Annotated in this window: 18 protein-coding genes and 4 riboswitches; of the genes, 14 read left to right on the top strand and 4 right to left on the bottom strand. The window is 39.1% G+C overall.

The window, feature by feature from the left end:
• The first annotated feature begins 295 nt into the window (after positions 1-295).
• From LG329_RS13310 to LG329_RS13345, 8 genes are all read left to right on the top strand, one after another.
• Positions 296-1,258: an AAA family ATPase gene (locus LG329_RS13310; RefSeq protein WP_404451299.1), complete on the top strand. Its 963-nt coding sequence runs from the start codon at positions 296-298 to the stop codon at positions 1,256-1,258.
• Complete coding sequence (locus LG329_RS13315) at positions 1,258-2,526, top strand: DUF58 domain-containing protein (protein ID WP_404451300.1); 1,269 nt, start codon at positions 1,258-1,260, stop codon at positions 2,524-2,526. The genes LG329_RS13310 and LG329_RS13315 overlap by 1 nt, the downstream gene beginning before the upstream one ends.
• Positions 2,523-4,721, top strand: a complete 2,199-nt coding sequence (locus tag LG329_RS13320) for a DUF3488 and DUF4129 domain-containing transglutaminase family protein (protein WP_404451301.1) — start codon at positions 2,523-2,525, stop codon at positions 4,719-4,721. Before LG329_RS13315 ends, LG329_RS13320 begins: the two co-directional genes overlap by 4 nt.
• Positions 4,722-5,024: 303 nt before the next feature.
• Positions 5,025-5,128: riboswitch (purine riboswitch) on the top strand.
• Between the two features lie 212 nt (positions 5,129-5,340).
• A complete protein-coding gene (gene guaA, locus LG329_RS13325) occupies positions 5,341-6,876 on the top strand; it encodes a glutamine-hydrolyzing GMP synthase (RefSeq protein WP_404451302.1) in 1,536 nt (511 codons plus the stop codon).
• An 81-nt stretch (positions 6,877-6,957) separates the two neighbouring features.
• Positions 6,958-7,059: riboswitch (purine riboswitch) on the top strand.
• A 128-nt stretch (positions 7,060-7,187) separates the two neighbouring features.
• Complete coding sequence (locus LG329_RS13330; protein WP_404451303.1) at positions 7,188-8,522, top strand: NCS2 family permease; 1,335 nt, start codon at positions 7,188-7,190, stop codon at positions 8,520-8,522.
• Positions 8,523-9,030: 508 nt separating this feature from the next.
• Positions 9,031-10,479, top strand: coding sequence for an NADP-dependent glyceraldehyde-3-phosphate dehydrogenase (locus tag LG329_RS13335; protein WP_404451304.1), 1,449 nt, complete (start codon positions 9,031-9,033; stop codon positions 10,477-10,479).
• Positions 10,480-10,570: 91 nt separating this feature from the next.
• Complete coding sequence (locus LG329_RS13340) at positions 10,571-10,753, top strand: aminotransferase class I/II-fold pyridoxal phosphate-dependent enzyme (protein WP_404451305.1); 183 nt, start codon at positions 10,571-10,573, stop codon at positions 10,751-10,753.
• A 36-nt stretch (positions 10,754-10,789) separates the two neighbouring features.
• The gene (locus LG329_RS13345) at positions 10,790-10,972 is read left to right on the top strand and encodes an aminotransferase class I/II-fold pyridoxal phosphate-dependent enzyme (protein WP_404451307.1); all 183 of its coding nucleotides are present in this window, start codon (positions 10,790-10,792) and stop codon (positions 10,970-10,972) included.
• Positions 10,973-11,027: 55 nt separating this feature from the next.
• Here the strand turns inward: LG329_RS13345 and LG329_RS13350 are convergent, their stop codons facing one another.
• Together LG329_RS13350 and msrA are read right to left on the bottom strand one after the other, a co-directional pair.
• Entirely contained in the window at positions 11,028-12,197 is a 1,170-nt protein-coding gene (locus LG329_RS13350) for an MFS transporter (RefSeq protein ID WP_404451308.1), read from the bottom strand.
• A 623-nt stretch (positions 12,198-12,820) separates the two neighbouring features.
• A complete protein-coding gene (gene msrA / locus LG329_RS13355; RefSeq protein WP_404451309.1) occupies positions 12,821-13,354 on the bottom strand; it encodes a peptide-methionine (S)-S-oxide reductase MsrA in 534 nt (177 codons plus the stop codon).
• Positions 13,355-13,452: 98 nt separating this feature from the next.
• On the opposite strand from msrA, the gene LG329_RS13360 reads away from it, so the two are divergent.
• The 3 genes from LG329_RS13360 (at position 13,453) to LG329_RS13370 (ending at position 16,122) form a co-directional block, all read left to right on the top strand.
• Positions 13,453-14,166, top strand: coding sequence for an MOSC domain-containing protein (locus LG329_RS13360; RefSeq protein ID WP_404451310.1), 714 nt, complete (start codon positions 13,453-13,455; stop codon positions 14,164-14,166).
• Between the two features lie 73 nt (positions 14,167-14,239).
• Positions 14,240-14,824, top strand: a complete 585-nt coding sequence (locus LG329_RS13365; RefSeq protein WP_404451311.1) for a DUF2179 domain-containing protein — start codon at positions 14,240-14,242, stop codon at positions 14,822-14,824.
• A gap of 422 nt (positions 14,825-15,246) precedes the next feature.
• Positions 15,247-16,122: an SDR family oxidoreductase gene (locus LG329_RS13370; protein ID WP_404451312.1), complete on the top strand. Its 876-nt coding sequence runs from the start codon at positions 15,247-15,249 to the stop codon at positions 16,120-16,122.
• 219 nt (positions 16,123-16,341) lie between these two features.
• Here the strand turns inward: LG329_RS13370 and LG329_RS13375 are convergent, their stop codons facing one another.
• Together LG329_RS13375 and LG329_RS13380 are read right to left on the bottom strand one after the other, a co-directional pair.
• Complete coding sequence (locus tag LG329_RS13375; protein ID WP_404456668.1) at positions 16,342-17,652, bottom strand: nucleobase:cation symporter-2 family protein; 1,311 nt, start codon at positions 17,650-17,652, stop codon at positions 16,342-16,344.
• Positions 17,652-18,236 (bottom strand): xanthine phosphoribosyltransferase, encoded by a 585-nt coding sequence (locus tag LG329_RS13380; RefSeq protein WP_404451313.1) that lies wholly within the window; start codon positions 18,234-18,236, stop codon positions 17,652-17,654. The genes LG329_RS13375 and LG329_RS13380 overlap by 1 nt, the downstream gene beginning before the upstream one ends.
• Positions 18,237-18,379: 143 nt before the next feature.
• A riboswitch (purine riboswitch) is annotated at positions 18,380-18,481 on the bottom strand.
• A 139-nt stretch (positions 18,482-18,620) separates the two neighbouring features.
• Positions 18,621-18,721: riboswitch (purine riboswitch) on the top strand.
• 243 nt (positions 18,722-18,964) lie between these two features.
• Here LG329_RS13380 and purE point away from each other — a divergent pair.
• The 3 genes from purE to purB are packed head-to-tail and all read left to right on the top strand — an operon-like array spanning position 18,965 to position 21,865.
• Positions 18,965-19,456, top strand: a complete 492-nt coding sequence (gene purE / locus LG329_RS13385) for a 5-(carboxyamino)imidazole ribonucleotide mutase (RefSeq protein ID WP_404451314.1) — start codon at positions 18,965-18,967, stop codon at positions 19,454-19,456.
• Complete coding sequence (gene purK, locus LG329_RS13390) at positions 19,443-20,573, top strand: 5-(carboxyamino)imidazole ribonucleotide synthase (RefSeq protein ID WP_404451315.1); 1,131 nt, start codon at positions 19,443-19,445, stop codon at positions 20,571-20,573. Before purE ends, purK begins: the two co-directional genes overlap by 14 nt.
• Positions 20,570-21,865 carry an adenylosuccinate lyase gene (purB, locus tag LG329_RS13395; RefSeq protein WP_404451316.1) on the top strand — a complete coding sequence of 432 codons (1,296 nt, stop codon included), beginning with the start codon at positions 20,570-20,572 and terminating at the stop codon, positions 21,863-21,865. The genes purK and purB overlap by 4 nt, the downstream gene beginning before the upstream one ends.
• Positions 21,866-21,873 lie beyond the last annotated feature (8 nt).

A 21,873-nucleotide genomic window follows, 5' to 3' on the forward strand; every position in this document is an offset into this window, starting at 1 on the left:
GGAGGATACAAAATTGTTTAAGAGTAAAAAAAAATAGCAATAAAGCCTTTCACGGATTCTTAGTGAAAGGCTTTTATTTTAACTGTTAGTCTGATATATCAACCATTCGCCTAATTTACCCTAGTGAAGTTTCTTCGTTGTTTACTTTCTAAAATAGTTGTGAATAATAATAGCTGTTATATGTTTTTTATGCAAAATTTCCTATTATTCTGCTTTTACTTACTGAGTCTTTTTTAGTATAGTTATAGTAAGGAAAAGTGTAGCAACTAGTTACCTTATGGAAGGGGTCTATATAATGATGCAAGATACAACTTTATATAATGAAAATATTAAAAGTGTTTTATCAAATATTAATCAGGTCATGATCGGAAAAGATGACGTGGCAAGGCTTAGCTTAGTCGCTTTGCTAGCGCAAGGTCACGTATTGCTGGAGGATGTACCTGGTGTTGGGAAGACCATGCTTGTCCGAACCCTTGCGAAATCTCTAGATTGTGATTTTAGAAGAATTCAATTCACCCCGGATTTACTACCTTCAGATGTTACAGGTATTTCAATTTATAATCCAAAAGAACTAGAATTTGAGTTTCGCGGTGGTCCCATCCTAGGAAATATTGTGTTAGCCGATGAGATTAACCGTACATCACCGAAGACACAATCGGCATTATTAGAAGGAATGGAAGAAAAAAGTGTTACGGTTGATGGAACAACTATTTCACTAAAACAGCCGTTCTTTGTCATGGCAACACAAAATCCAATTGAATATGAAGGTACATACCCTTTACCTGAAGCACAACTTGACCGTTTTCTATTAAAGCTTAAAATGGGGTATCCATCCTATGACAATGAGCTTGAAATGCTTGACCGCACGTCAATGGAACACCCAATTGATAATATAAAGGCAGTCATTAACAGGGAAGAGCTTGTGGAGATACAAGATGCTGTGAAGGATGTATACATAGATAAAAATGTACAAAAGTATATTATTAATCTAGTGACTGCGACTCGTAAACATTCATCTATTTATCTAGGTGTTAGTCCGCGTGGGTCTATCGCTTTGATGCGAGCAGCTAAAGCACTTGCTTATGTGTATTCACGGGATTATGTTCTTCCGGATGATGTGAAATACTTGGCTCCTTTTGTACTCTCTCACCGGATTATCCTAACTTCGGAAGCGAAATATGAAGGTATGATTAGTGATGATGTGATTGCATCCGTAATACAAAACACCTTTATCCCTATTCGAAAGGATTTTAATTGATGAAGGGTACGATCCTATTCCTCGGTAAGCTTATTTTTATCGTATTCATTTTTCTATTGTTGTTTTCTTATGCCATGTTTCAAGGTGGATTTGTAAGCTGGTTTCTGTTTTACGGATTTTTACCGATATTCATCTACCTGCTTGGAGTACTTCTTTATCCTATAAAAACGCTGAACGTTTCGCGAAAATTCTCGCACCATGTAGTTAGGGCGGGAGATACGGTTAATGTAGAAATTACGATGAAACGATCGTTTGCATTCCCTCTATATTATTGTATTTGTGAGGAAATATTTCCCGATTCGTTACATAAGGTTGATAATCGTACAGATAAATATCAGCATATGGAAGATCCTTCTCAGCTTAAAACAATAAGAAAAATAAAAAAGATAGTCTTTGCTGGGGTTAAGCGCGAATTTAAGTTATCGTATCAAATTGCGGAAATTCCACGTGGGGAACATCAATTATTTGCCCTTCGTTTACGGACGGGGGATCTGTTCGGTTTTATAAAAAAGGAACATGTTTTTACTGTATTTGATAATCTGGTAGCTTATCCAAACGAACATCAACTTCATATAACAGAAAGAATAAGCAGCTTTGAACAGGGATCAATTACAGCACAGAATGTAACGTTGAAAAATACAAACGTAGCTTCCGGGATTAGAGAATATATGCCTGGTGATAAGTTTTCCTGGATTGACTGGAAACAAACTGCCAGGAAGAATACTGTAATGACAAAAGAGTTTGAACAGGAAAAAAGCAACGACACTATGTTGATCCTAGATGGGTGTCATCATGAAAACATGAATGTATTAGCATTTGAAGCCGCAATCGAGATAAGTCTTTCATTGATGGAATCCATTCGTAAACAATCTTCACAAGTGGGCTTTATTTCCATTGGAGAAAAAAACACTTTTATTCCATTGCACCACGACCCAACGAAGAAAGCGTTTATCCGGCAGCATTTAACGCAAATACAACCAGGTGGAGAACAGCCATTTGCAGTGAAATTAAAAGAAGAATCTAAACGTCTAGCTTCTGGTGTGATTGTGATGATTATTACAACGAATCTGGACGAGAGATTTAAGCAAACCATTCAGCGTATGAAGCAACGAACAAAGCGCATTATCGTTTGTTTCATTGAATCTAGTAATTTGATTACAGACAAGCAATACAAGCTTATCCAACAGCTTGAATTTGAAGGAATCGTTATAAATGTAATGACCGAAAAGCAATTGATTCAAAATAGGATTGAGGTGCGAGTTGTATGAGCATAACAACAGAAACGAAAACACCTTTTATCTATAGTACTATTTTGTATATAGCAGGATTAATTTTATTTTTAGAATGGCTTTATCCAGTAAATGAAATTACGGATACTAGTAATTTAACTGTATTTATCCTTTACGCAGCATTTTGTTTCTTTATTACATTAACACAAATTAAATGGTGGATATCCTTTATCGTAAAAGGTGCAGGCTTACTATATGCTTTAAACGGATTATATTTTCAGGAATTAATTTTTAGTAAGGAATGGTTTTATCATTTGATTACGGAACTTTCCACGAATTTAGCAGCGCTAATAACACAGGACTGGTATAACCTGACACCGATGTTTCGTAGTTTATTGTTCTTGTTACTTATCTGGTTAATGAGTTATCTAATTTATTATTGGTTTGTTGCGATGAATCGCATATTCTTATTCGTAGTTTTAACATTTGTATATATAGCAGTTTTAGATACGTTTACAGTGTTCGATGCAGATTCAGCGATTGTTCGGATATTTATTATTTCTTTCATTGCCTTAGGTGTAGCAAGTTTTCTACGAGAAATGGACCGGGAATCGATACGATTTTTGTGGATGAAAAAAGCAGCAGTTTGGATGGTTCCGTTGATTGGCGTAGTCCTTCTATCATCAATAGTTGGATTTGCAGCTCCGAAGCTTGAACCGCAATGGCCTGACCCGGTTCCTTTTATTAAAAGTGCAGCTGATGGAGCTGGCAGTAGTATGGATACGGGATCAACTTTTCGAAGAGTAGGTTACGGAGAGGATGATACAAAGCTAGGTGGATCGTTTATACAGGATCAGACACCAGTTTTCCATGTGACTACTGCAGAAGAGCAATATTGGCGGATTGAAACGAAGGATGTTTACACAGGAAAAGGCTGGGTTAATTCAAGTAAGCCCGAATACATTAAACAAGATCCTAATAATATATCACTTAAAACGTTTGATGAGAGTGTAGAAACGGAAGAATTGAGAGCATTTTTTGAGTTTACCGGGAATGTTCAGATACCAAAAGTGATTTATCCATATGGAATTAATAAACTGAATACTGCAACGCCGATAGATTTACTATTGGATGAACATTCAGAAGAACTTGTAACGAAATTCAATGACCATGAATTCTTTCTTGATACTTATTCCATGACTTATGAATTTCCTTCGTTTGAGATTAATTCACTCCGAAATGCGAGTACAAAAGATCCGGGGAAAATTAATGAACAGTACACGCAATTGCCGGAGACGCTACCTGAACGTGTAGGTGAATTGGCTAAAGAAGTAACGGCAGAGGAAAAAAACCGTTATGATAAGGCTAGGGCAATCGAAACTTATTTTGGACAAAATGGATTTGCTTACAATACGAGTAATGTTCCTGTACCAGCTAAGGATCAAGATTATGTGGATCAATTTTTGTTTGAATCCAAGGTTGGGTACTGTGACAATTATTCCACATCGATGGTTGTCATGCTTCGTACATTAGATATTCCGGCAAGATGGGTGAAAGGATTTACAAGTGGGGAAAAAATAGAAGAAAATGTTGGGGGAGCAGGAACCTCACTTGATACTTATGAAGTCACAAATGCAAATGCACACTCATGGGTAGAGGTATATTTTCCTGGTAAAGGATGGGTTCCATTTGAACCAACACAAGGGTTCTCTAATCTTACGGACTTTCGAGTCGATTTGGATACTGAAGTAGAGGATAATACTACAACACCACCACCAGAACAAGAAAAGAAAGAAAAGCCAGAGCCTAAAAAGGAACAAGAAAAGGCTGCTGTAGATACAGTAAGTAAAAATGAAAACATAGAGATTAATTGGTGGTATGTTGGAATTGGTATTGTGGTGATTATGCTAATTGCATGGTTACTATTTATAAAACGTTACCACATTCAGTCCTATCTTTTTGAAATGCGGTTAAAGAAAAATAAAAATGAAAAGACGTATCAGGACGCCTATCACTTCTTATTAAAGCAATTGGCACATAATGGAATACCTAAAGAATCTGGCCAGACTTTAAGGGAGTATGCTAAAACGATTGATAGACGATATCAAACAATCTCAATGCGCAAGCTGACCAGCACCTATGAACAAATACTGTATACAAATTCAAGTAACTCAATCGAAATTGATGAAATGACCCAATTATGGAAAAATTTAATCAAACATATAAGGTCTTGACCAAGCAAATGAGTGTTAGTAGAATAGGGTAATGTAGAAAAGCGAAGGCGACTGATCTGGGGTGACACGCATAAGCAAGGAACCGAAGAGTGCATGCTCTTAGCACTCGAAGTGTTCCTTGCTTATGTCGCGAACCCCAAGGAGCCGTAGCTAGACAATAAGAAAAGCGAAGGCGCCCGTTTATTGGCGTATGTCCTGGAAGGGTCTGTATGAGATAAAGGAAACACGGAGAGCGTAGCGAACCGATGTTGACTTATCTCAAGGAAGACCCTGAAGGGCACTAGTCGATGGGCGTTGTAGCTAGACAGTTAAATAGAAGCCGTTCGTATATCCTCGGGTAATATGGTCCTGAAAGTATCTACCGGTGCACCGTAAACGCACTGACTATGAAGGCGAAATCTTATATTTATTATGTATATTTATGCCTAGATTTCTGCCTTTGTTGCAATACTATAAAGTAAACTACTTGATAGGTATTGGTATAATGGGGAAATCTAGGTTTTTTAATTCACTGAAAGAATGTATTAAATTTTTTAAGGAATTCAGTATAAGAAAAACTTCGACATTCACTATTAAAGACGGGGCGAATGGCGAGTTTTTTCTAATAAGGAGCGATGTCATGGAAACGGATGAAATGATTTTGGTATTGGACTTTGGTAGTCAATACAATCAATTAATTACAAGACGAATACGTGAACTTGGTGTATATAGCGAACTGCATTCACATAAACTCACTGCAGAAGCAATCAAACGAATGAACCCAAAGGGTATAATTCTTTCCGGTGGCCCACACAGTGTTTATGATGAAAATAGTTTTCGTTGCGATAAAGAAATCTTTGATCTGGACATTCCGATTCTTGGGATCTGTTATGGTATGCAGCTAATGACATTACATTTTGGTGGGAATGTTACCAAAGCGAAGAATCGTGAATATGGTAAAGCGCTTATCCAGCTTAACGATGAACCAGTACTATTTAAGGATACCCCGACAAATCAAACTGTTTGGATGAGTCATGGGGATAAAGTGTTGGAAGTACCGGAAGGGTTTCAAACGGATGCAACAAGTCCATCGACCCCAATCGCAGCCATGAGTAAGCCTGACAGTAAGTTATATGGTGTACAATTCCATCCGGAAGTTCGTCACTCAGAATTTGGTAACCATCTGTTAAAGCAATTTGTTTTTGATGTATGTAATGCCGATGGAGATTGGACAATTGAGAATTTTATCGAATTGGAAGTTGATAAAATTAGAGAAAAAGTAGGCAATCGTAATGTGTTATGTGCATTAAGTGGTGGAGTTGATTCATCAGTTGTTGCTGCACTCATACACAAAGCAATCGGTGATCAACTGACATGTATTTTTGTAGATCACGGACTTCTTCGTAAAAATGAAGCAGATGATGTGATGAAAGTCTTTAAAGATGATTTCCATATGAACATCATCGGGATTGATGCACAGGACCGGTTTTTATCGAAGCTTAAAGGCGTTAGTGACCCTGAGGAAAAACGTAAGATTATAGGGAATGAGTTTATCTATGTTTTTGATGATGAAGCGGGAAAACTAACAAATATGGATTTTCTTGCGCAGGGCACACTTTATACCGATATTATCGAAAGTGGAACAGAAACTGCACAAACAATCAAGTCGCACCATAATGTTGGTGGACTACCAGAGAATATGCAGTTTGAATTAATAGAACCATTAAATACGTTGTTCAAAGATGAAGTCCGTGAATTAGGATTGCAATTGGGACTCCCTGAATCGGTCGTTTGGCGCCAACCATTCCCAGGGCCTGGACTAGCTATCCGTGTACTCGGTGAAATAACTGAGGAAAAACTGGAGATCGTTCGAGAATCTGATGCTATCTTACGTAAGGTTATTGCAGAAGAAGGGTTAGACCGTGAAATCTGGCAGTACTTTACAGTGTTACCGGATATCCGAAGTGTAGGTGTTATGGGAGATGCACGCACTTACGATTATACAATTGGTATCCGTGCTGTAACATCAATTGATGGAATGACATCAGACTGGGCTCGTATTCCATGGGATGTTATGGAAAAGATTTCAACCCGAATTGTAAATGAAGTTCATCATATAAATCGTGTGGTGTATGATGTAACAAGTAAGCCGCCCGCAACAATTGAATGGGAATAATTGATTTAAAACGAACATTAAAGATGAAAATAACTTTAATGTTCGTTTTTTCATTGACATTAGTAGATGGTAATAGTACAATTTAATCAATTAAATAGTATGCGTATAATATAGGGGATATGGCCCAAGAGTTTCTACCAAACTACCGTAAACAGTTTGACTACGCAGAATAAGGCGAACAGGTAACTTGTTGCATGATACTTTTGCACATTTTTCTTATTGCTTTTTTCTGGACTGATTTATGGTAGCACTCTTGAGTAATCAAGTGTGCTATTTTGTTGTATTACTAGAAAAAGCAAGGAGGAAGAGTATTGAAAAAGTATTTCCGCTTTGAGGAGTTAGGGACAAACTATAGAACAGAATTTGTTGCTGGATTAACGACTTTTTTAGCAATGGCATATATATTATTTGTAAATCCAAACACACTTGCATTAGTCGGTGTGGAAAATTTACCTGAAGGTGTTACTAGAATTGATCAGGGTGCTGTCTTCACAGCTACCGCAATTGCTGGTGCGATAGGGTCCTTGTTTATGGGGATCATCGCAAAATATCCAATCGCTCTTGCACCTGGTATCGGTTTAAGCGCATTTTTTGCTTATACAGTAGTACTTGGGTACGGAATTCCTTGGCAAACTGCTTTATCTGGTGTATTAGTATCTGGACTTATATTTGTGGTATTAACGTTAACAGGATTGCGTGAAAAAATTATCAATGCAATTCCTGCCAATTTAAAGTTAGCTGTTGGTGTTGGAATAGGCTTTTTTATAGCCTTTATCGGATTTCAGAACGCCGGTATTATTGTCGGAGATGAGGCAACACTAGTAGCTATTGGAGATTTAACATCTCCAATGGTCATGCTTTCCATTTTTGGTCTTGTAATTTCCATTGTGTTATTAAGTTTGAATGTTAAGGCTGGTATCTTTTTTGGAATGTTATTGACAGCAATCCTCGGGATGATAACGGGGCTGATTTCTCCACCAACAGGAATTGATGGTATTGTTGGTGACGTTCCAAGCTTAGCTCCAACATTTGGACAAGCATTTGGTCATTTTGGTGACATTTTTTCAATGGATATGTTAGTCGTTATTCTTACATTTTTATTCGTTGACTTTTTTGATACAGCAGGAACGTTAGTGGCCGTAGCGACACAAGCTGGTTTAATGAAAGATAACAAATTGCCGCGTGCTGGACGTGCGTTGTTCGCTGATTCTACAGCAACAGTTGCAGGGGCGATAGTTGGTACATCAACAACAACGTCATATATTGAATCATCTGCAGGTGTTGGTGCGGGTGGACGGTCTGGATTTACCGCAGTGGTTACGGGTGGATTCTTTCTCCTCGCATTGTTTTTCTCACCATTACTAAGTGTTATAACAGCTGAAGTTACAGCTCCAGCTTTGATAATTGTCGGTGTATTAATGGCATCATCATTAAAGGACATTGATTGGGACCAGTTCGAGATTGCTGTCCCAGCGTTTTTGACAATCTTTGCCATGCCATTAACTTATAGTATTGCAACAGGTATCGCACTTGGATTTATTTTTTACCCGATAACCATGATTTTAAAAGGACGGTATAAAGAAATAAACCCGATTATGTATTTATTGTTCGTCATATTTATTTTGTATTTTATCTTTTTGAGTTAAATACAGATCTGTATAAAAAAAGTCTAATTCGCCTAAGAATTAGACTTTTTTAATTGCACGTAAGGAAAGTATAAATGTTTTAAGGAAATGCCGGTATAAGAAAAGCTTCGACATTCGCTATTAAAGACGAGGCGAATGCCAAGTTTTTCTAAGAGAAGGAAAGAAAGTATAAAACTTTGGCGTTAATCTGTCTAGCTCCAGCGCCTAGCCCCTCGAGGTTTTAAGTCAAATCTCTTTGTGATAAAAATCATCACTAAGAGATTCGTCTTAAACTTGTCGGGGCTGACCAAGGCGCTTGCGCTTTTCTTAGAATAAATATCCAAAAGTTTTATGTAATCCCATACTAAATTACTTCTAGTAACCGGATAGTTTACATAGGTGGTTAAAGGTATTTCAAAAAAATCAGATTAATTTAAATTTTCCGTTGACTTGGTAGCGCTTTCTCAATTATGATGAAATACATCTTTAAAATTAGCGATTCATATCAAAAAGAGAAGGGTTTGATGAGATGAAGGTAGAAACAATCGCAAATACGTATCAGTTTTTGTTAAATGGAGAATGGAGAGAGAGTTTATCGGGTAAAACGATTGAGAATCTGTCCCCATCTGACAACACACCGGTTGGCTTAGTACAGGCGATGAAGGAAAATGAAGCGAACCTTGCCGTATCAGGGGCAAAGGCAGCCCAAAAAGATTGGGCAAACATTTCATTTAGTGAGCGTGCTGAATTGCTTTATGCATGGGCAGACCAACTGCTTGAGATGAAAGAAGAACTAGCGGAAACCATCATGAAGGAAGTTGGAAAAGGGTATTCATCAGCAGAAAAAGAGGTCATACGTACCGCTGATTTTATTAAATATACCGCTGAAGAAGGCAAACGAATCCATGGTGAGTTGATCAATGGTGGAAGCTTTAACGCTGGAAGTGCCAGCAAACTCGCAATGGTACAAAGAGAACCTTTGGGCGTAGTTCTTGCCATTTCTCCTTTTAATTATCCTGTAAACCTGTCAGCTTCAAAAATTGCACCTGCTTTGATTGCTGGAAATGCAGTTGTTTTCAAGCCGGCGACACAAGGTGCAATAAGCGGAACGTTAATGATCAAGGCATTGGACAAGGCGGGGCTTCCTTCAGGGCTTGTCAATCTTGTAACAGGAAAGGGTTCTGAGATCGGTGATTATTTAACGACCCACCCTTTAATTGATATGATTAACTTTACAGGCGGATCTGAAACTGGTGAATACATTTCTAAAAAGGCATCGATGATTCCAGTCATACTTGAACTAGGTGGAAAAGATCCGGCAATTGTACTGAATGACGCGGATCTTGAAAAAGCGGCTGAAGATATCGTCGGTGGCGGGTTTTCTTATTCAGGTCAACGTTGTACCGCAATTAAGCGTGTCCTAGTATTAGATGAAGCGGCAGATACCTTAGTTGATAAACTGAAGAACAAAATCGAGGCTTTGAAAGTTGGGATTCCCGAAGATAACGCCACTGTAACTCCATTAATCAACGAGAAAGCAGCAGACTTTGTACAACAATTAGTGGATGATGCTGTCGGAAAAGGTGCCAATCCTCTTACAGATATCAGGCGCGTAGGAAACCTTGTTTCCCCCGTGCTGCTTGACAACGTAACAGTGGACATGGCTATTGCATGGGAAGAACCGTTTGGCCCGGTACTACCGATTATTCGTGTACAAAACATTGAAGAAGCGGTAAGTATTGCAAACGAGTCTATATATGGTTTACAGGCCAGTATTTTCACGAAAAATGTTGAACAAGCAATCCGTATCGGTAATGAGCTTGAAGTAGGTTCTGTTCAAATCAACGGCAAAACGGAACGAGGTCCGGATCACTTTCCATTCCTTGGTGTAAAAGGATCCGGTTTAGGCGTGCAAGGCATTCGCAAAAGTATTGAGTCCGTAACACGTGAAAAAGTAATTGTTCTAAATATGAGCTAGGGTTTAATAGTATTATAAGATGTGAAATTCATTCGTTTAACCTGTTACTACTGGTGCAAGCGAAGAAATTGATCTTGCTTTTTGGGCTTTAGTGAATCCTGGCGATAAAGTAATAATTCATGAACCAAGCTTTGTTGCCTATGACCCGATTGTCCAATTAGCCGTAGGTGTACCAATTCCAGTAGAGGCATCAGTTGGGAGTGAATTCAAATTGTTACCACAGCAATTGGAAGCGAAAATTACAGATAGAACCAAGCTAGTATTCATGATATGAAGGGGAGCCTTTTATGCGTTTCCTTCGATTCGTAAGTTGGGTCTGACCTCGGAGGAATTTGCGGAGGAACTGTTAAAAGAAGAAAAAGTGGCTGTCGTTCCCGGAAGTGTCTTTGGTCAAGGGGGAGATGGCCATATCAGGTGTTCATATGCTGCTTCCATGGATAATTTACAAAAGACGATTGAGCGGATGGATCGCTTTGTAGGAAAACGAATCTAATGTAAAACAGCCTGTTGAGCTAGGAAACTGCTCGACAGGCTATTTTTCTCAGTTACTATTGTTGACCTCTTTTCAATGCCTTTCCATATGGTAATAGATGATAAAGTGTCAGTAGAATAGTTCCTGTCATGGCGAAACATCCCATTACAGCATACAATAGATCTCCACCGTAGGAATCTATTAATGAACCACCAACAAGTGAACCTACAATTCCTGAAACACCAAAAAATACTGCGAAGAATACTAGGTGTCCGGTTGATTGTAGTAGCTTGGGAATTAACCGTGTAATATATTGAAAAGCAGATAGGTAAAAGACTCCGAACGTTATTCCATGTAAAAATTGAAGGGCAACGATATAGATTGGATCCTCAATCATTGCAAAGATAAACCATCTAATGCTATATAATACACCTGCAAAAATAATAAAAATCAATGTATGATATTTTCTAAACCATTTAGCAGCCAGCGCAAAAACGAGTGCTTCACTGGCAACACCGACGAACCAGGCCAATCCAATCAGGCCTTCACTACCCCCGAGTTGGGCTATGTATAATCCGATGTAACTATCATTTGCTCGGTGAGAAATCGTGATAAACATAATAATGGCGAGGAAAATAACGAACGGTTTATTTGTGATGATCTGGCTTACATCTTTTAATTGAATAGGTTCTGATTCCACATTAACGTCCGTTAAGCGGAACACAACCAATAAGGCAACTATGCCAAAAAATACGTACGGCCAAATCATATATTGTATTCCAATTGAAGATAGGATCTCGCCAACAATTAATGATGATGTAGCGAAGCCGATGGAACCCCACGTACGAATACTTCCGAACGAAACGCTGAGGTCATCCGCACGCCTTTGGGCAAGGCTGTCACCAAGTGCGCCAATTGGGGTAGTAAAGAAGTAAAATACAGCACCCATCAATATAATTGCAATTAATCCATTCATCTGGAAAAATAGTACACTACCAATGAGAAGACCAATGATACAGATTAAGAGTATTCGTTTGACCGTTTTATATTTATCACTCATATATCCCCAAAAAGGTTGTGCGAAAATGGATGCTAAAGGACCGACGGCTAGAACCCAGCCAATCTCTGTTCCGTTTAAGCCTTTATGTTTTAGATATAATGGCAAAAAACTAATAATAATGGTATTTGAAGCGTGAAAACTAAATAAAAGCATTTTTAGTGGAAGCAAGGAATTACTTTTGGCCAAAATGTTAACCTCCTAACAGCTGGACCTATTCAAAATGTTAGCCTTTCCTCTATTTTAGAGAAAGGCTGTTTTCGTAAAGATTGTTGCTTTTGAGAAAATAGATATAAACGACGTAACTGCTATGTTGATTTCCGCTGCGGACCGTTGCTTTCCGCGGGCACGGCTTCAGCCTCCTTGCCCCGGCAAGGGGTATGCCGACGTTGTCCGCAAAGGACGGTATTAGTCGACCCTCATTATCTACCACTCTGCGGGGTCTTCGGACACGTGCTGTTCCCGCAGGAGTCACCGCCCTCCGCTCACCTGGACTGGTAAAGCTGTTTACGTAAGAATTCCTTGTCATTTCTTTCAACTAATGAATGCTGTTATTGGCAACTATACCAGCAGCCCGTATACACGTAGACTCCTGCGGGAGGACAGGCATCGGTGAGACTACGCAGTGCGTTAGCACAAGGAGGCTCACCAGCCGCCCGCGGAAAGCGAAGTGTATACGGGCTGCGGTTGCCTAAGTAACTTGTTTCCATTATCAGTTCTACAGACCTAACTTAGATAGAAGTTATGTCACAGTTTATATCAACTATAAAGATGAAAAGCAACATTGTTACGAAAAGAGCCTAGAGAAAAGACTAGTTATTTTTCCAAACTTCTTCTATAAATTCATCCCGACCGGATTTTGCACGGTCTTCTTTGTACGCTTGTTCATTTGTTTTATAGAAATCCTGATGATAATCTTCCGCTGGATAGAAGGTTGTTGCTGGTAAAATTTTTGTGACAATCGGTTTCTTGAATTTACCGCTTTGTATTAATTTTTCTTTAAATGTTTCTGCAATAGATTTCTGATCATCGTTATGATAAAAAATAGCCGTACGATAAGAATCCCCACGATCTTGAAATTGGCCACCGTTATCGGTAGGATCGATTTGCTGCCAAAAAATTGTCATGATTTTTTCGTAGGCAATTATGGCTGGATCAAATGTAATTTCAACTGCTTCGTAATGTCCGGTTTCTCCCGTCTTTACGTCCGCGTATGTTGGATTTTCAACATGTCCACCACTATAACCAGAAACAACAGCATGAACGCCATCCCATTTATCAAATGGCTTCACCATGCACCAGAAACATCCCCCGGCAAACGTAGCTTTTTGCAATTGTGTCCCCATAAAAGATATCCCTCATTTGTATATTTTATAGAAGAGAATTATAATTTGTGTAAATGTAAGTCCAACAACTATATCACAAAAAGAGAGAGGGTGGCACGGTGAATGCTCCATATATACATAAGTTATTAACGGGTAAAGTAAAGCAAATTGGAAATCCTAACGCGACTGATCGCTTAAACAAACCATGGGAAAGTGGCATGTTTAAAAAGGAAGTGGCAGGGAATTGTTGGCTAAGCAAAACAGGCCTTAATAATGATGAGGTTGCAGATACCAAGAACCATGGTGGTCCTGAAAAGGCAGTATTTGCCTATCCAACTGGTCATTATCATTATTGGCAAAAAAAATTAGCTACCGATGAGATTGACATTGGAGCCATGGGAGAAAACCTCGCACTCAAGGATGCCGATGAGTTTTCTATTTGTATTGGGGACACGTTTGAAATTGGTGATGCAGTTATTCAAGTTGCCCAGCCCAGACAACCATGTTGGAAGCCGGCACGCAGGTTTCGTATAATGGATCTCGCACTACAAATTCAAAACAGTGGACGCACAGGTTGGTATTTTCGTGTATTAAAGGAAGGATATATTTCTAGTGGAAACTCGCTAACGCTAATTGAACGTTCCTATCCGCAATGGACGATTGCAGCATGTAATGAAGTGATGCATGTGTATAAGGATGATCTCCGTCAGGCCGACGCTCTTGCTTCTTGTAGTTTATTAGCTCCCAATTGGAAGCGGACATTACAAAAACGATTGCGCGGACAAAACTCCTCAGTAGAGAAGCGTGTATATGGACCAAACAAAGAAGATTGATGTGTATTGCATGAAAAATTAGTTGATATCATAAGATGATAAAAAATGGTAAATCATAACTGGAGGGTTCATTTTGCTTGAAAACGCGTATATTATGGTAGCAATTATTCTGATCATAAACGTTATTTACGTTTCCTTATATACACTTCGCATGATTTTAACATTAAAGGGTCGCCAATATATTGCAGCGTTTATTAGTATGTTTGAGATAGTTGTGTATGTGATTGGGTTAGGCTTGGTGCTTGATAATTTAGATGAAATACAAAATATTATTGCTTATGCATTAGGTTTTGGAATAGGTGTAATAGTTGGATCGAAGATTGAAGAAAAACTAGCACTAGGATACATTACTGTAAATGTTATTTCATCTGATCCAAACATTGAGTTTACACGAAAGCTACGGGATAAAGGTTATGGTGTAACAAGTTGGTTTGCGTATGGAATGGATGGGGATCGTTTAGCCATGCAAATTCTGACGCCAAGAAAATATGAATTAAAGCTTTATGAAACGATTAAAACGATTGACCCGAAAGCCTTTACGATATCGTATGAGCCAAAGCAGATTGTTGGCGGGTTCTGGGTTAAGCAAGTTCGTAAAGGAAGATTAGGTAAGAAAAACAATACAGGTGCAGGCGTGGAGTTTAAACCGAAAGACTAGAGACCAAATCGCTATTTTGCGGACACCAGGTCCATTATTTGTGACAAAATAGGTTAATTCCCAACGTTCGCGGACATAGGTTCCACTATTTTGTAAAAAAGCAGTGATTTCCTTGTGACTTTTTGCAAATAGGGTACTCAGTGTCCGCCTGGCTTTGAATTAGGGTCATTAAATAGAAATAACGGATTAAATGTCCGAATTTCTAGAATATTTCTACTGCAGCATAAAACTATTCACAACAAACAATACTGAGGCGTTTGCTCGCGGAAATCAACGTTGCGGCAATGTCGTAGTTTATTGATTTTGTGGCAAAAACAACAATCTTTTAGAAAGCAGCCTTTTATTTTAACTGGTCAACGAACACCCAGTTTCTAAAACGAATACATTACCTAGGAATGGATTTTTTCTAGGAGGAAAGATTAATGAGTTACTATTATTACGACACACCCTTTTCCCCCCAGCATCAAAAACAACAGCCTGGAATTGAATCGCTTATGGTCCCAAAGCCAATAATTGAGAACCCTAACTATAAAGGTTCAGGTAAGTTAAATGGTAAAGTTGCAATCATTACTGGTGGGGATAGTGGAATCGGTGCTGCCACCGCAATTGCTTTTGCTAAGGAAGGTGCAGATGTTGTTGTCCCTTATTATTATTCCTATGAGGATGCAGATGCTAACCGCACAAAACAAAGAGTGGAGGAGTTAGGGCAAAAATGTCTACTTATTGTTGGTGATTTGCGAGATCAACGGCACTGTCAATCCGTTATTAAACAAACGCTTAATCAATTTGGCAAATTAGATATATTAGTGAATAACCATGGTGTCCAATTTCCGCAAGATAGTCTGCTGGATATTACGACCGAACAGTGGGATGCCACATTTCAAACAAATATCTACGCGTTTTTTTACATGACAAAAGCTGCGATACCACACTTGCGAACTGGTAGTACTATTGTGAACACTACATCGATTGTCGCGTATGAGGGGAATGAAAAATTAATTGATTATACTGGGACAAAGGGCGCTATTTTAGGCTTCACACGGTCATTATCACAGAATGTCGTTGATCAGGGAATTCGAGTCAATGCCGTTGCACCAGGTCCGATTTGGACACCGCTAATACCTTCGAGCTTTTCGGCAGAATATATTGGAACAAAATTTGGTCTGGATGTGCCGATGAAACGCGCAGGCCAACCGTATGAGCTAGCCCCAGCATATGTTTATCTTGCTTCCGATGATTCTTCTTATGTTACTGGGCAGGTTATTCATGTAAATGGTGGAGCAATGGTAAGTTCATAATAACAAATACCATTGCGCGATTCGCAATGGTATTTGTTTAGACAGCAAGGAAAGTATAAACGAAAGTCTGTCTAGCTCCAGCGCCCAGCGCCTAGTGGACTTCCTTCACCTCCGTACGATAAGTCAACATCGGTTCGCTTTAGCTCACCGTGTTTCCTTTATCTCCTTCGGTTCAGTCCAGTCCATACGTCGCTTAACAGGCGCTTGCGCTTTTCTTAACTAATTTAATGCTTCCTTTTTATATGCTATAGAAGCACGCTTATTTCTTTTGGATGGTAGCATATTGAATAATATATTTAATGAAATCGCCGTGATACTGCCAGCAACAATGCCGTTACTTGTTAAAATTTGAAGGCTTGATGGTAAACTGGCGAACAATTCTGGTGCGATCGTCACCCCTAGACCGATACCAACGGAACAAGCAATAATCATGGAATTTTCCTGTGAGTCGGTAATAATGCCGCTCAGCATTTTAATTCCCTGGGATACAATCATTCCAAATAGGGCAATCATAGCACCACCTAAAACAGAGGGTGGGATGATGGTTGCAAGAGCAGCAATCTTTGGTAAAAAGCCAAGCGTTACCAGCATTAATCCTGTAATAAACGTGATTTTTCGAGAACGAACGTTAGACATCTGAACCAATCCGACATTCTGTGAAAATGTCGTGTATGGGAATGTGTTGAAGATACCACCTATTACCGATGCTAGACCTTCCGCACGGTATCCCCTTGCAAGTTGTTCTTTTTTGATGTCTTTTTCACAAATATCACCTAATGCAAAATAGACACCAGTGGATTCCACAAGTGAAACCATTGCTACGATAGACATGGTAATGACGGCAGACCATTCGATTGTCGGCATGCCGAAGTAAAATGGTTGTACCATTTGAAAGAGTGGTGCTTCTTGAACAGGCATAAAGTCGATTTTTCCGATAATAATTGAAACCAGTGTACCTGCCATTAAACCGAGCAAAATCGAGATGGATCGGATAAAACCAGTAGAAATACGATAAATAATTACAATTAATGCTAGCGTTCCAAATGCGAGTGAAATGTTGGACAATGACCCGAAGTCGCTTGCGCCTTTACCGCCTCCCATATTGTTGATTGCAACAGGGATTAGCGTGATTCCAATAACCGTTACAATCGATCCAGTTACAACAGGAGGAAAAAATTTTATAAGTCTACCAAAAATACCACTAATTAAGATGACGAAAATACCAGATGCAATGATAGAGCCGTAGACAGCTGATATGCCATATTGTCCACCGATTGCAATGATTGGTCCAACCGCAGTAAATGTACAACCGAGGACGACTGGAAGCCCAATCCCCGCAAAGCGGGTACTAATTGTTTGAAGTATGGTGGCAACACCACACATTAGAATATCAATGGAGACGAGATAGGTTAGCTCTTTTGAATTAAACCCTAGAGCCCCGCCGATAATGAGCGGGACGATTACCGCCCCTGCGTACATTGCTAGTAGGTGCTGAATTCCAAGTGTCGTTTCCTTAAACATATTTTTCATCATATAAGAACTTCCTCAAGAAATTCTACTTTCCCATTTGTTAAAGATGAAATAATTGCTAGTGACTCCACACGAATGCCACTTTCCCGAATAAGTTTCCCGCCTGGCTGAAAACCTTTTTCGATAACTATTCCCGCGCCTGCCGTAGCTGCTTTTGATTGTTCTACAATACGTAATAATCCGAGTAAGGCTTGTCCGTTTGCCAGGAAGTCATCGATGATTAGCACAATATCATCACTGTTAAGATAATCAATGGATACCGATATATCATTTGTTTCATTTTTCGTATATGAATGAACGCTAGCGGTATAAAGGTCATTCGATAATGTTAGGGACTTGCGTTTTCGGGCAAAGACTACTGGAACATCCAGAATTAAACCGGCCATAACAGCCGGAGCAATACCAGAGGATTCAAGAGTTAAAATTTTGGTAACCCCTGTGTCTTTGAATCGTGATGCAAATTCCGCGCCAACTTCCCGCATTAATTGTGGGTCAATTTGATGATTTAAAAATGAATCGACTTTCAGCACATTGTCTGAGAGCACGTTGCCTTCTTCTAATATCTTATTTTTTAATGCTTTCATGACGCATTCTCCTGTCTTTAGTGTATTGATAATAAAAAAACTCGAAGGCCGGTGCATCCATTCATGGTGAATGGGAAGCAACGTCCTTCGAGTGGTAACATCGAAAGTAATAGAAAAAATAATGCCATAAAAGTACAAGCATTTTTTCTTTCATTGCCACCCATAGTCGGTTTTTTTACGGTAAACCGGTAGAAACTTGCGGACCTTATTCCCGCGATTATATGAGTGAAGTGATATAGAATAAAAACAATTATAACACGCTGAAAAGAAAAATCAATGGAGGTTTTAAATATATTTTTCAATAAAAACCGAACATTATATGTGATTTTATATTAATCGTTCGATATTTATTGACGAAACCATGTATTTTTGATACTCTTAAACTAACAAATGAATACGGTTCCTCATATATTTACTGAGAATATGGCTCAGAAGTTTCTACCTAGCACCGTAAATGCTGGACTATGAGGGAGGATGAATCGTTGCACATGAGCAATGATCCGTTTTAATGTGCTAAAGATAAGTCTATTCATCTTCTCTCATACTGAGGGAGATGAATAGACTTTTTTAGCAGTTAAGAAAGTATAAATCCTTTCTTACTGCATAAGTGCAACTAAGGCTTTCGCCATTAAGGCTTGGCGATAAGCCAAGTTTTCTAAATTGTTCCTGGCTTCTTGGGAGAAACTAGGCGCGTACACTTTAATTAATAGAAGAGAAAGAGGGATTTTATGGCTGAGGTTGGCGTGATCATGGGAAGTATTTCAGATTGGGAAACAATGAAGCATACGTGTGACGTGCTTGACGAACTTAAAATTCCGTATGAAAAAGATGTGATTTCGGCTCACCGAACACCGGATAAAATGTTCGATTATGCAAAAACTGCTCGAGAACGTGGTTTAAAAGTAATCATAGCTGGGGCTGGTGGTGCAGCACATTTGCCTGGTATGGTGGCAGCGCAAACCACGTTACCTGTAATCGGTGTCCCAGTTCAAAGCAAAGCACTAAATGGACTTGATTCACTTTTATCCATTGTGCAAATGCCTGGCGGTGTACCAACTGCAACGGTTGCCATTGGAAAATCAGGGGCAAAAAATGCAGGGATACTAGCTACCCAAATGATTGGAGCTTTTGATCAAGAAGTAGCAGACAAGTTAACAGCATATCGAGAAAACATGCAAGCAAGTGTAGATGAAATGAGGGCTGATCTTGCAAAGAAATAACGTTATTTTACCCCCAAAAACAATTGGAATTATCGGTGGAGGTCAGCTTGGCCGAATGATGGCTATTGCAGCAAGGTATATGGGGTATCAGGTTGCTGTTCTAGACCCAACACCAAATTGTCCAACTGCGCAAGTTGCAGATAAACAAATTACAGCGGCTTTTGATGACATGGAAGCAATTAAGCAATTAACGGAAATAAGTGAAGTCATCACCTATGAATTTGAAAATGTTGATTTAGAAGCGGCTACTTATATAGAAGAAAAAGGGAAATTGCCACAAGGTTCGTTCGCGCTTGAAGTTACGCAAAACCGGGAAAAAGAAAAGCAAATCATGCATGACGCAGAACTTCCGATTCCTGAATTTTTCATTGTGAAAAATGGAGCGGAATGTGAGACAGCATTAGAAAATATAACGTATCCGGTTGTGATAAAGACTTGTCGTGGTGGGTATGACGGTAAAGGCCAAATCAAGCTGACAAGTGTGGCAGACGTTACCGAAGCGATGGAATTTGCTGATAAACACCAGCATTGCATCATCGAGCAATGGGTTACGTTTGATAAAGAAATTTCTGTTGTATTTACACGTTCACAAAGTGGTGAAATTGCGTTTTTTCCAGTTGGCGAAAATGATCACAAGGACCATATTCTTTATCAAACAACAGTACCGGCAACAATCAGTGATTTGGTTAAACATAAAGCAATTGATGCAACGATTAAGTTAGCAGAAAAGATGAATATCATCGGAACGTTTGCGATTGAAATGTTTGTAAATGGTGATGATATTTATTTGAACGAAATGGCACCACGTCCACATAACTCAGGGCATTATACGATTGAAGCGTGTAATATCTCGCAATTTGCACAGCACATTCGTGCGATTTGTGGATTGCCTTTAAAAAAAATAGAACTATTACAGCCAGCGGTTATGGTGAATATATTAGGTGAAGATATGGAGCATGCACTGCAGCACATGACGAACTCTAATGATGGATATATCCATCTCTATGGTAAGGATGCAGTTAAAGAAAAACGTAAAATGGGGCACATTACATTTATTGCAGAAAACGCAGAACAAGTTAACCAGCAAGTGACAACCTATGAGGGGGAAAAAGCATGATTGAACGCTATACAAGGGAAGAAATGGGAAGTATTTGGACAGAAGAAAATAAATTCAAGGCATGGCTCGAAGTTGAAATCTTAGCATGTGAGGCATGGAGTGAGCTTGGAATTATTCCGGCAGAAGATGTTGAGCAGATGCGTAAAGATGCATCCTTTAATATGGATCGCATTTATGAAATTGAACAAGAAACGCGCCATGATGTTGTAGCTTTTACCCGTGCCGTTTCTGAAACCCTTGGTGATGAGCGTAAATGGGTACATTACGGGTTAACGTCAACAGATGTTGTCGATACAGCACTTTCTTATCAATTAAAACAAGCAAACGAAATTATTCGCAAAGACATAGCAAATTTTGTACAAATTTTAAAAGATAAAGCTATCGAACATAAGCATACCGTCATGATGGGGCGTACACATGGTGTACATGCAGAACCTACCACTTTTGGCCTGAAGCTTGCATTATGGTATGAAGAAATGAAACGTAATTTAGAGCGTTTCGAACATGCTGCAGCAACGATTGAATTTGGTAAATTGTCCGGAGCAGTTGGAACGTATGCCAACATCGATCCATTTGTTGAAAAATATGTTTGTGAAAAGTTAGGACTAACACCTGCGCCAGTTTCGACACAAACACTGCAACGAGATCGTCATGCAGAGTATGTATCGACTTTAGCATTAATCGGTACATCGATTGAAAAATTTGCAACAGAAATTCGAGGATTACAAAAAACAGAAACACGTGAAGCGGAAGAGTTTTTTGCAAAAGGGCAAAAAGGATCGTCTGCAATGCCACATAAACGTAACCCAATTGGTTCGGAAAATATGACTGGTATGGCTCGTGTGTTACGCGGATACATGATGACATCTTATGAAAATGTTTCTTTATGGCATGAACGCGATATTTCGCATTCATCTGCTGAACGTGTCATTTTACCTGATGCGACAATCGCACTTAATTACATGTTAAATCGTTTTTCAAACATCGTAAAAAATCTAACCGTATTCCCGGAAAATATGAAACGCAATATTGATCGTACGCACGGGGTTATTTTTTCACAACGGGTTTTACTAACATTGATTACGAAAGGTATGGCACGTGAAGAGGCATATGATATCGTGCAGCCGACAGCAATGAAAGCATGGGAATCTGAAACGCACTTTAGACAATTAATCGAAAGTGATTCACGATTTACAAGCATGCTAACACAAGCTGAAATTGATGATTGCTTTGACTATACGTACCATTTGAAAAATGTTGATCAAATTTTTGAACGAATCGGATTAGCGTGAGGTGATGA

The organism is Virgibacillus necropolis (assembly GCF_044793635.1).
Taxonomy (GTDB): Bacteria; Bacillota; Bacilli; order Bacillales; family Amphibacillaceae; genus Virgibacillus_F; species Virgibacillus_F necropolis_A.

Bases quoted from the DNA above. Each gene is read 5' to 3' on its own strand.
- LG329_RS13310 (WP_404451299.1), top strand. From the start codon at position 296: ATGATGCAAGATACAACTTTATATAATGAAAATATTAAAAGTGTTTTA.
- LG329_RS13315 (WP_404451300.1), top strand. From the start codon at position 1,258: ATGAAGGGTACGATCCTATTCCTCGGTAAGCTTATTTTTATCGTATTC.
- LG329_RS13320 (WP_404451301.1), top strand. From the start codon at position 2,523: ATGAGCATAACAACAGAAACGAAAACACCTTTTATCTATAGTACTATT.
- guaA (WP_404451302.1), top strand. From the start codon at position 5,341: ATGGAAACGGATGAAATGATTTTGGTATTGGACTTTGGTAGTCAATAC.
- LG329_RS13335 (WP_404451304.1), top strand. From the start codon at position 9,031: ATGAAGGTAGAAACAATCGCAAATACGTATCAGTTTTTGTTAAATGGA.
- msrA (WP_404451309.1), bottom strand. From the start codon at position 13,354: ATGGGGACACAATTGCAAAAAGCTACGTTTGCCGGGGGATGTTTCTGG.
- LG329_RS13370 (WP_404451312.1), top strand. From the start codon at position 15,247: ATGAGTTACTATTATTACGACACACCCTTTTCCCCCCAGCATCAAAAA.
- LG329_RS13375 (WP_404456668.1), bottom strand. From the start codon at position 17,652: ATGAAAAATATGTTTAAGGAAACGACACTTGGAATTCAGCACCTACTA.
- LG329_RS13380 (WP_404451313.1), bottom strand. From the start codon at position 18,236: ATGAAAGCATTAAAAAATAAGATATTAGAAGAAGGCAACGTGCTCTCA.
- purE (WP_404451314.1), top strand. From the start codon at position 18,965: ATGGCTGAGGTTGGCGTGATCATGGGAAGTATTTCAGATTGGGAAACA.
- purB (WP_404451316.1), top strand. From the start codon at position 20,570: ATGATTGAACGCTATACAAGGGAAGAAATGGGAAGTATTTGGACAGAA.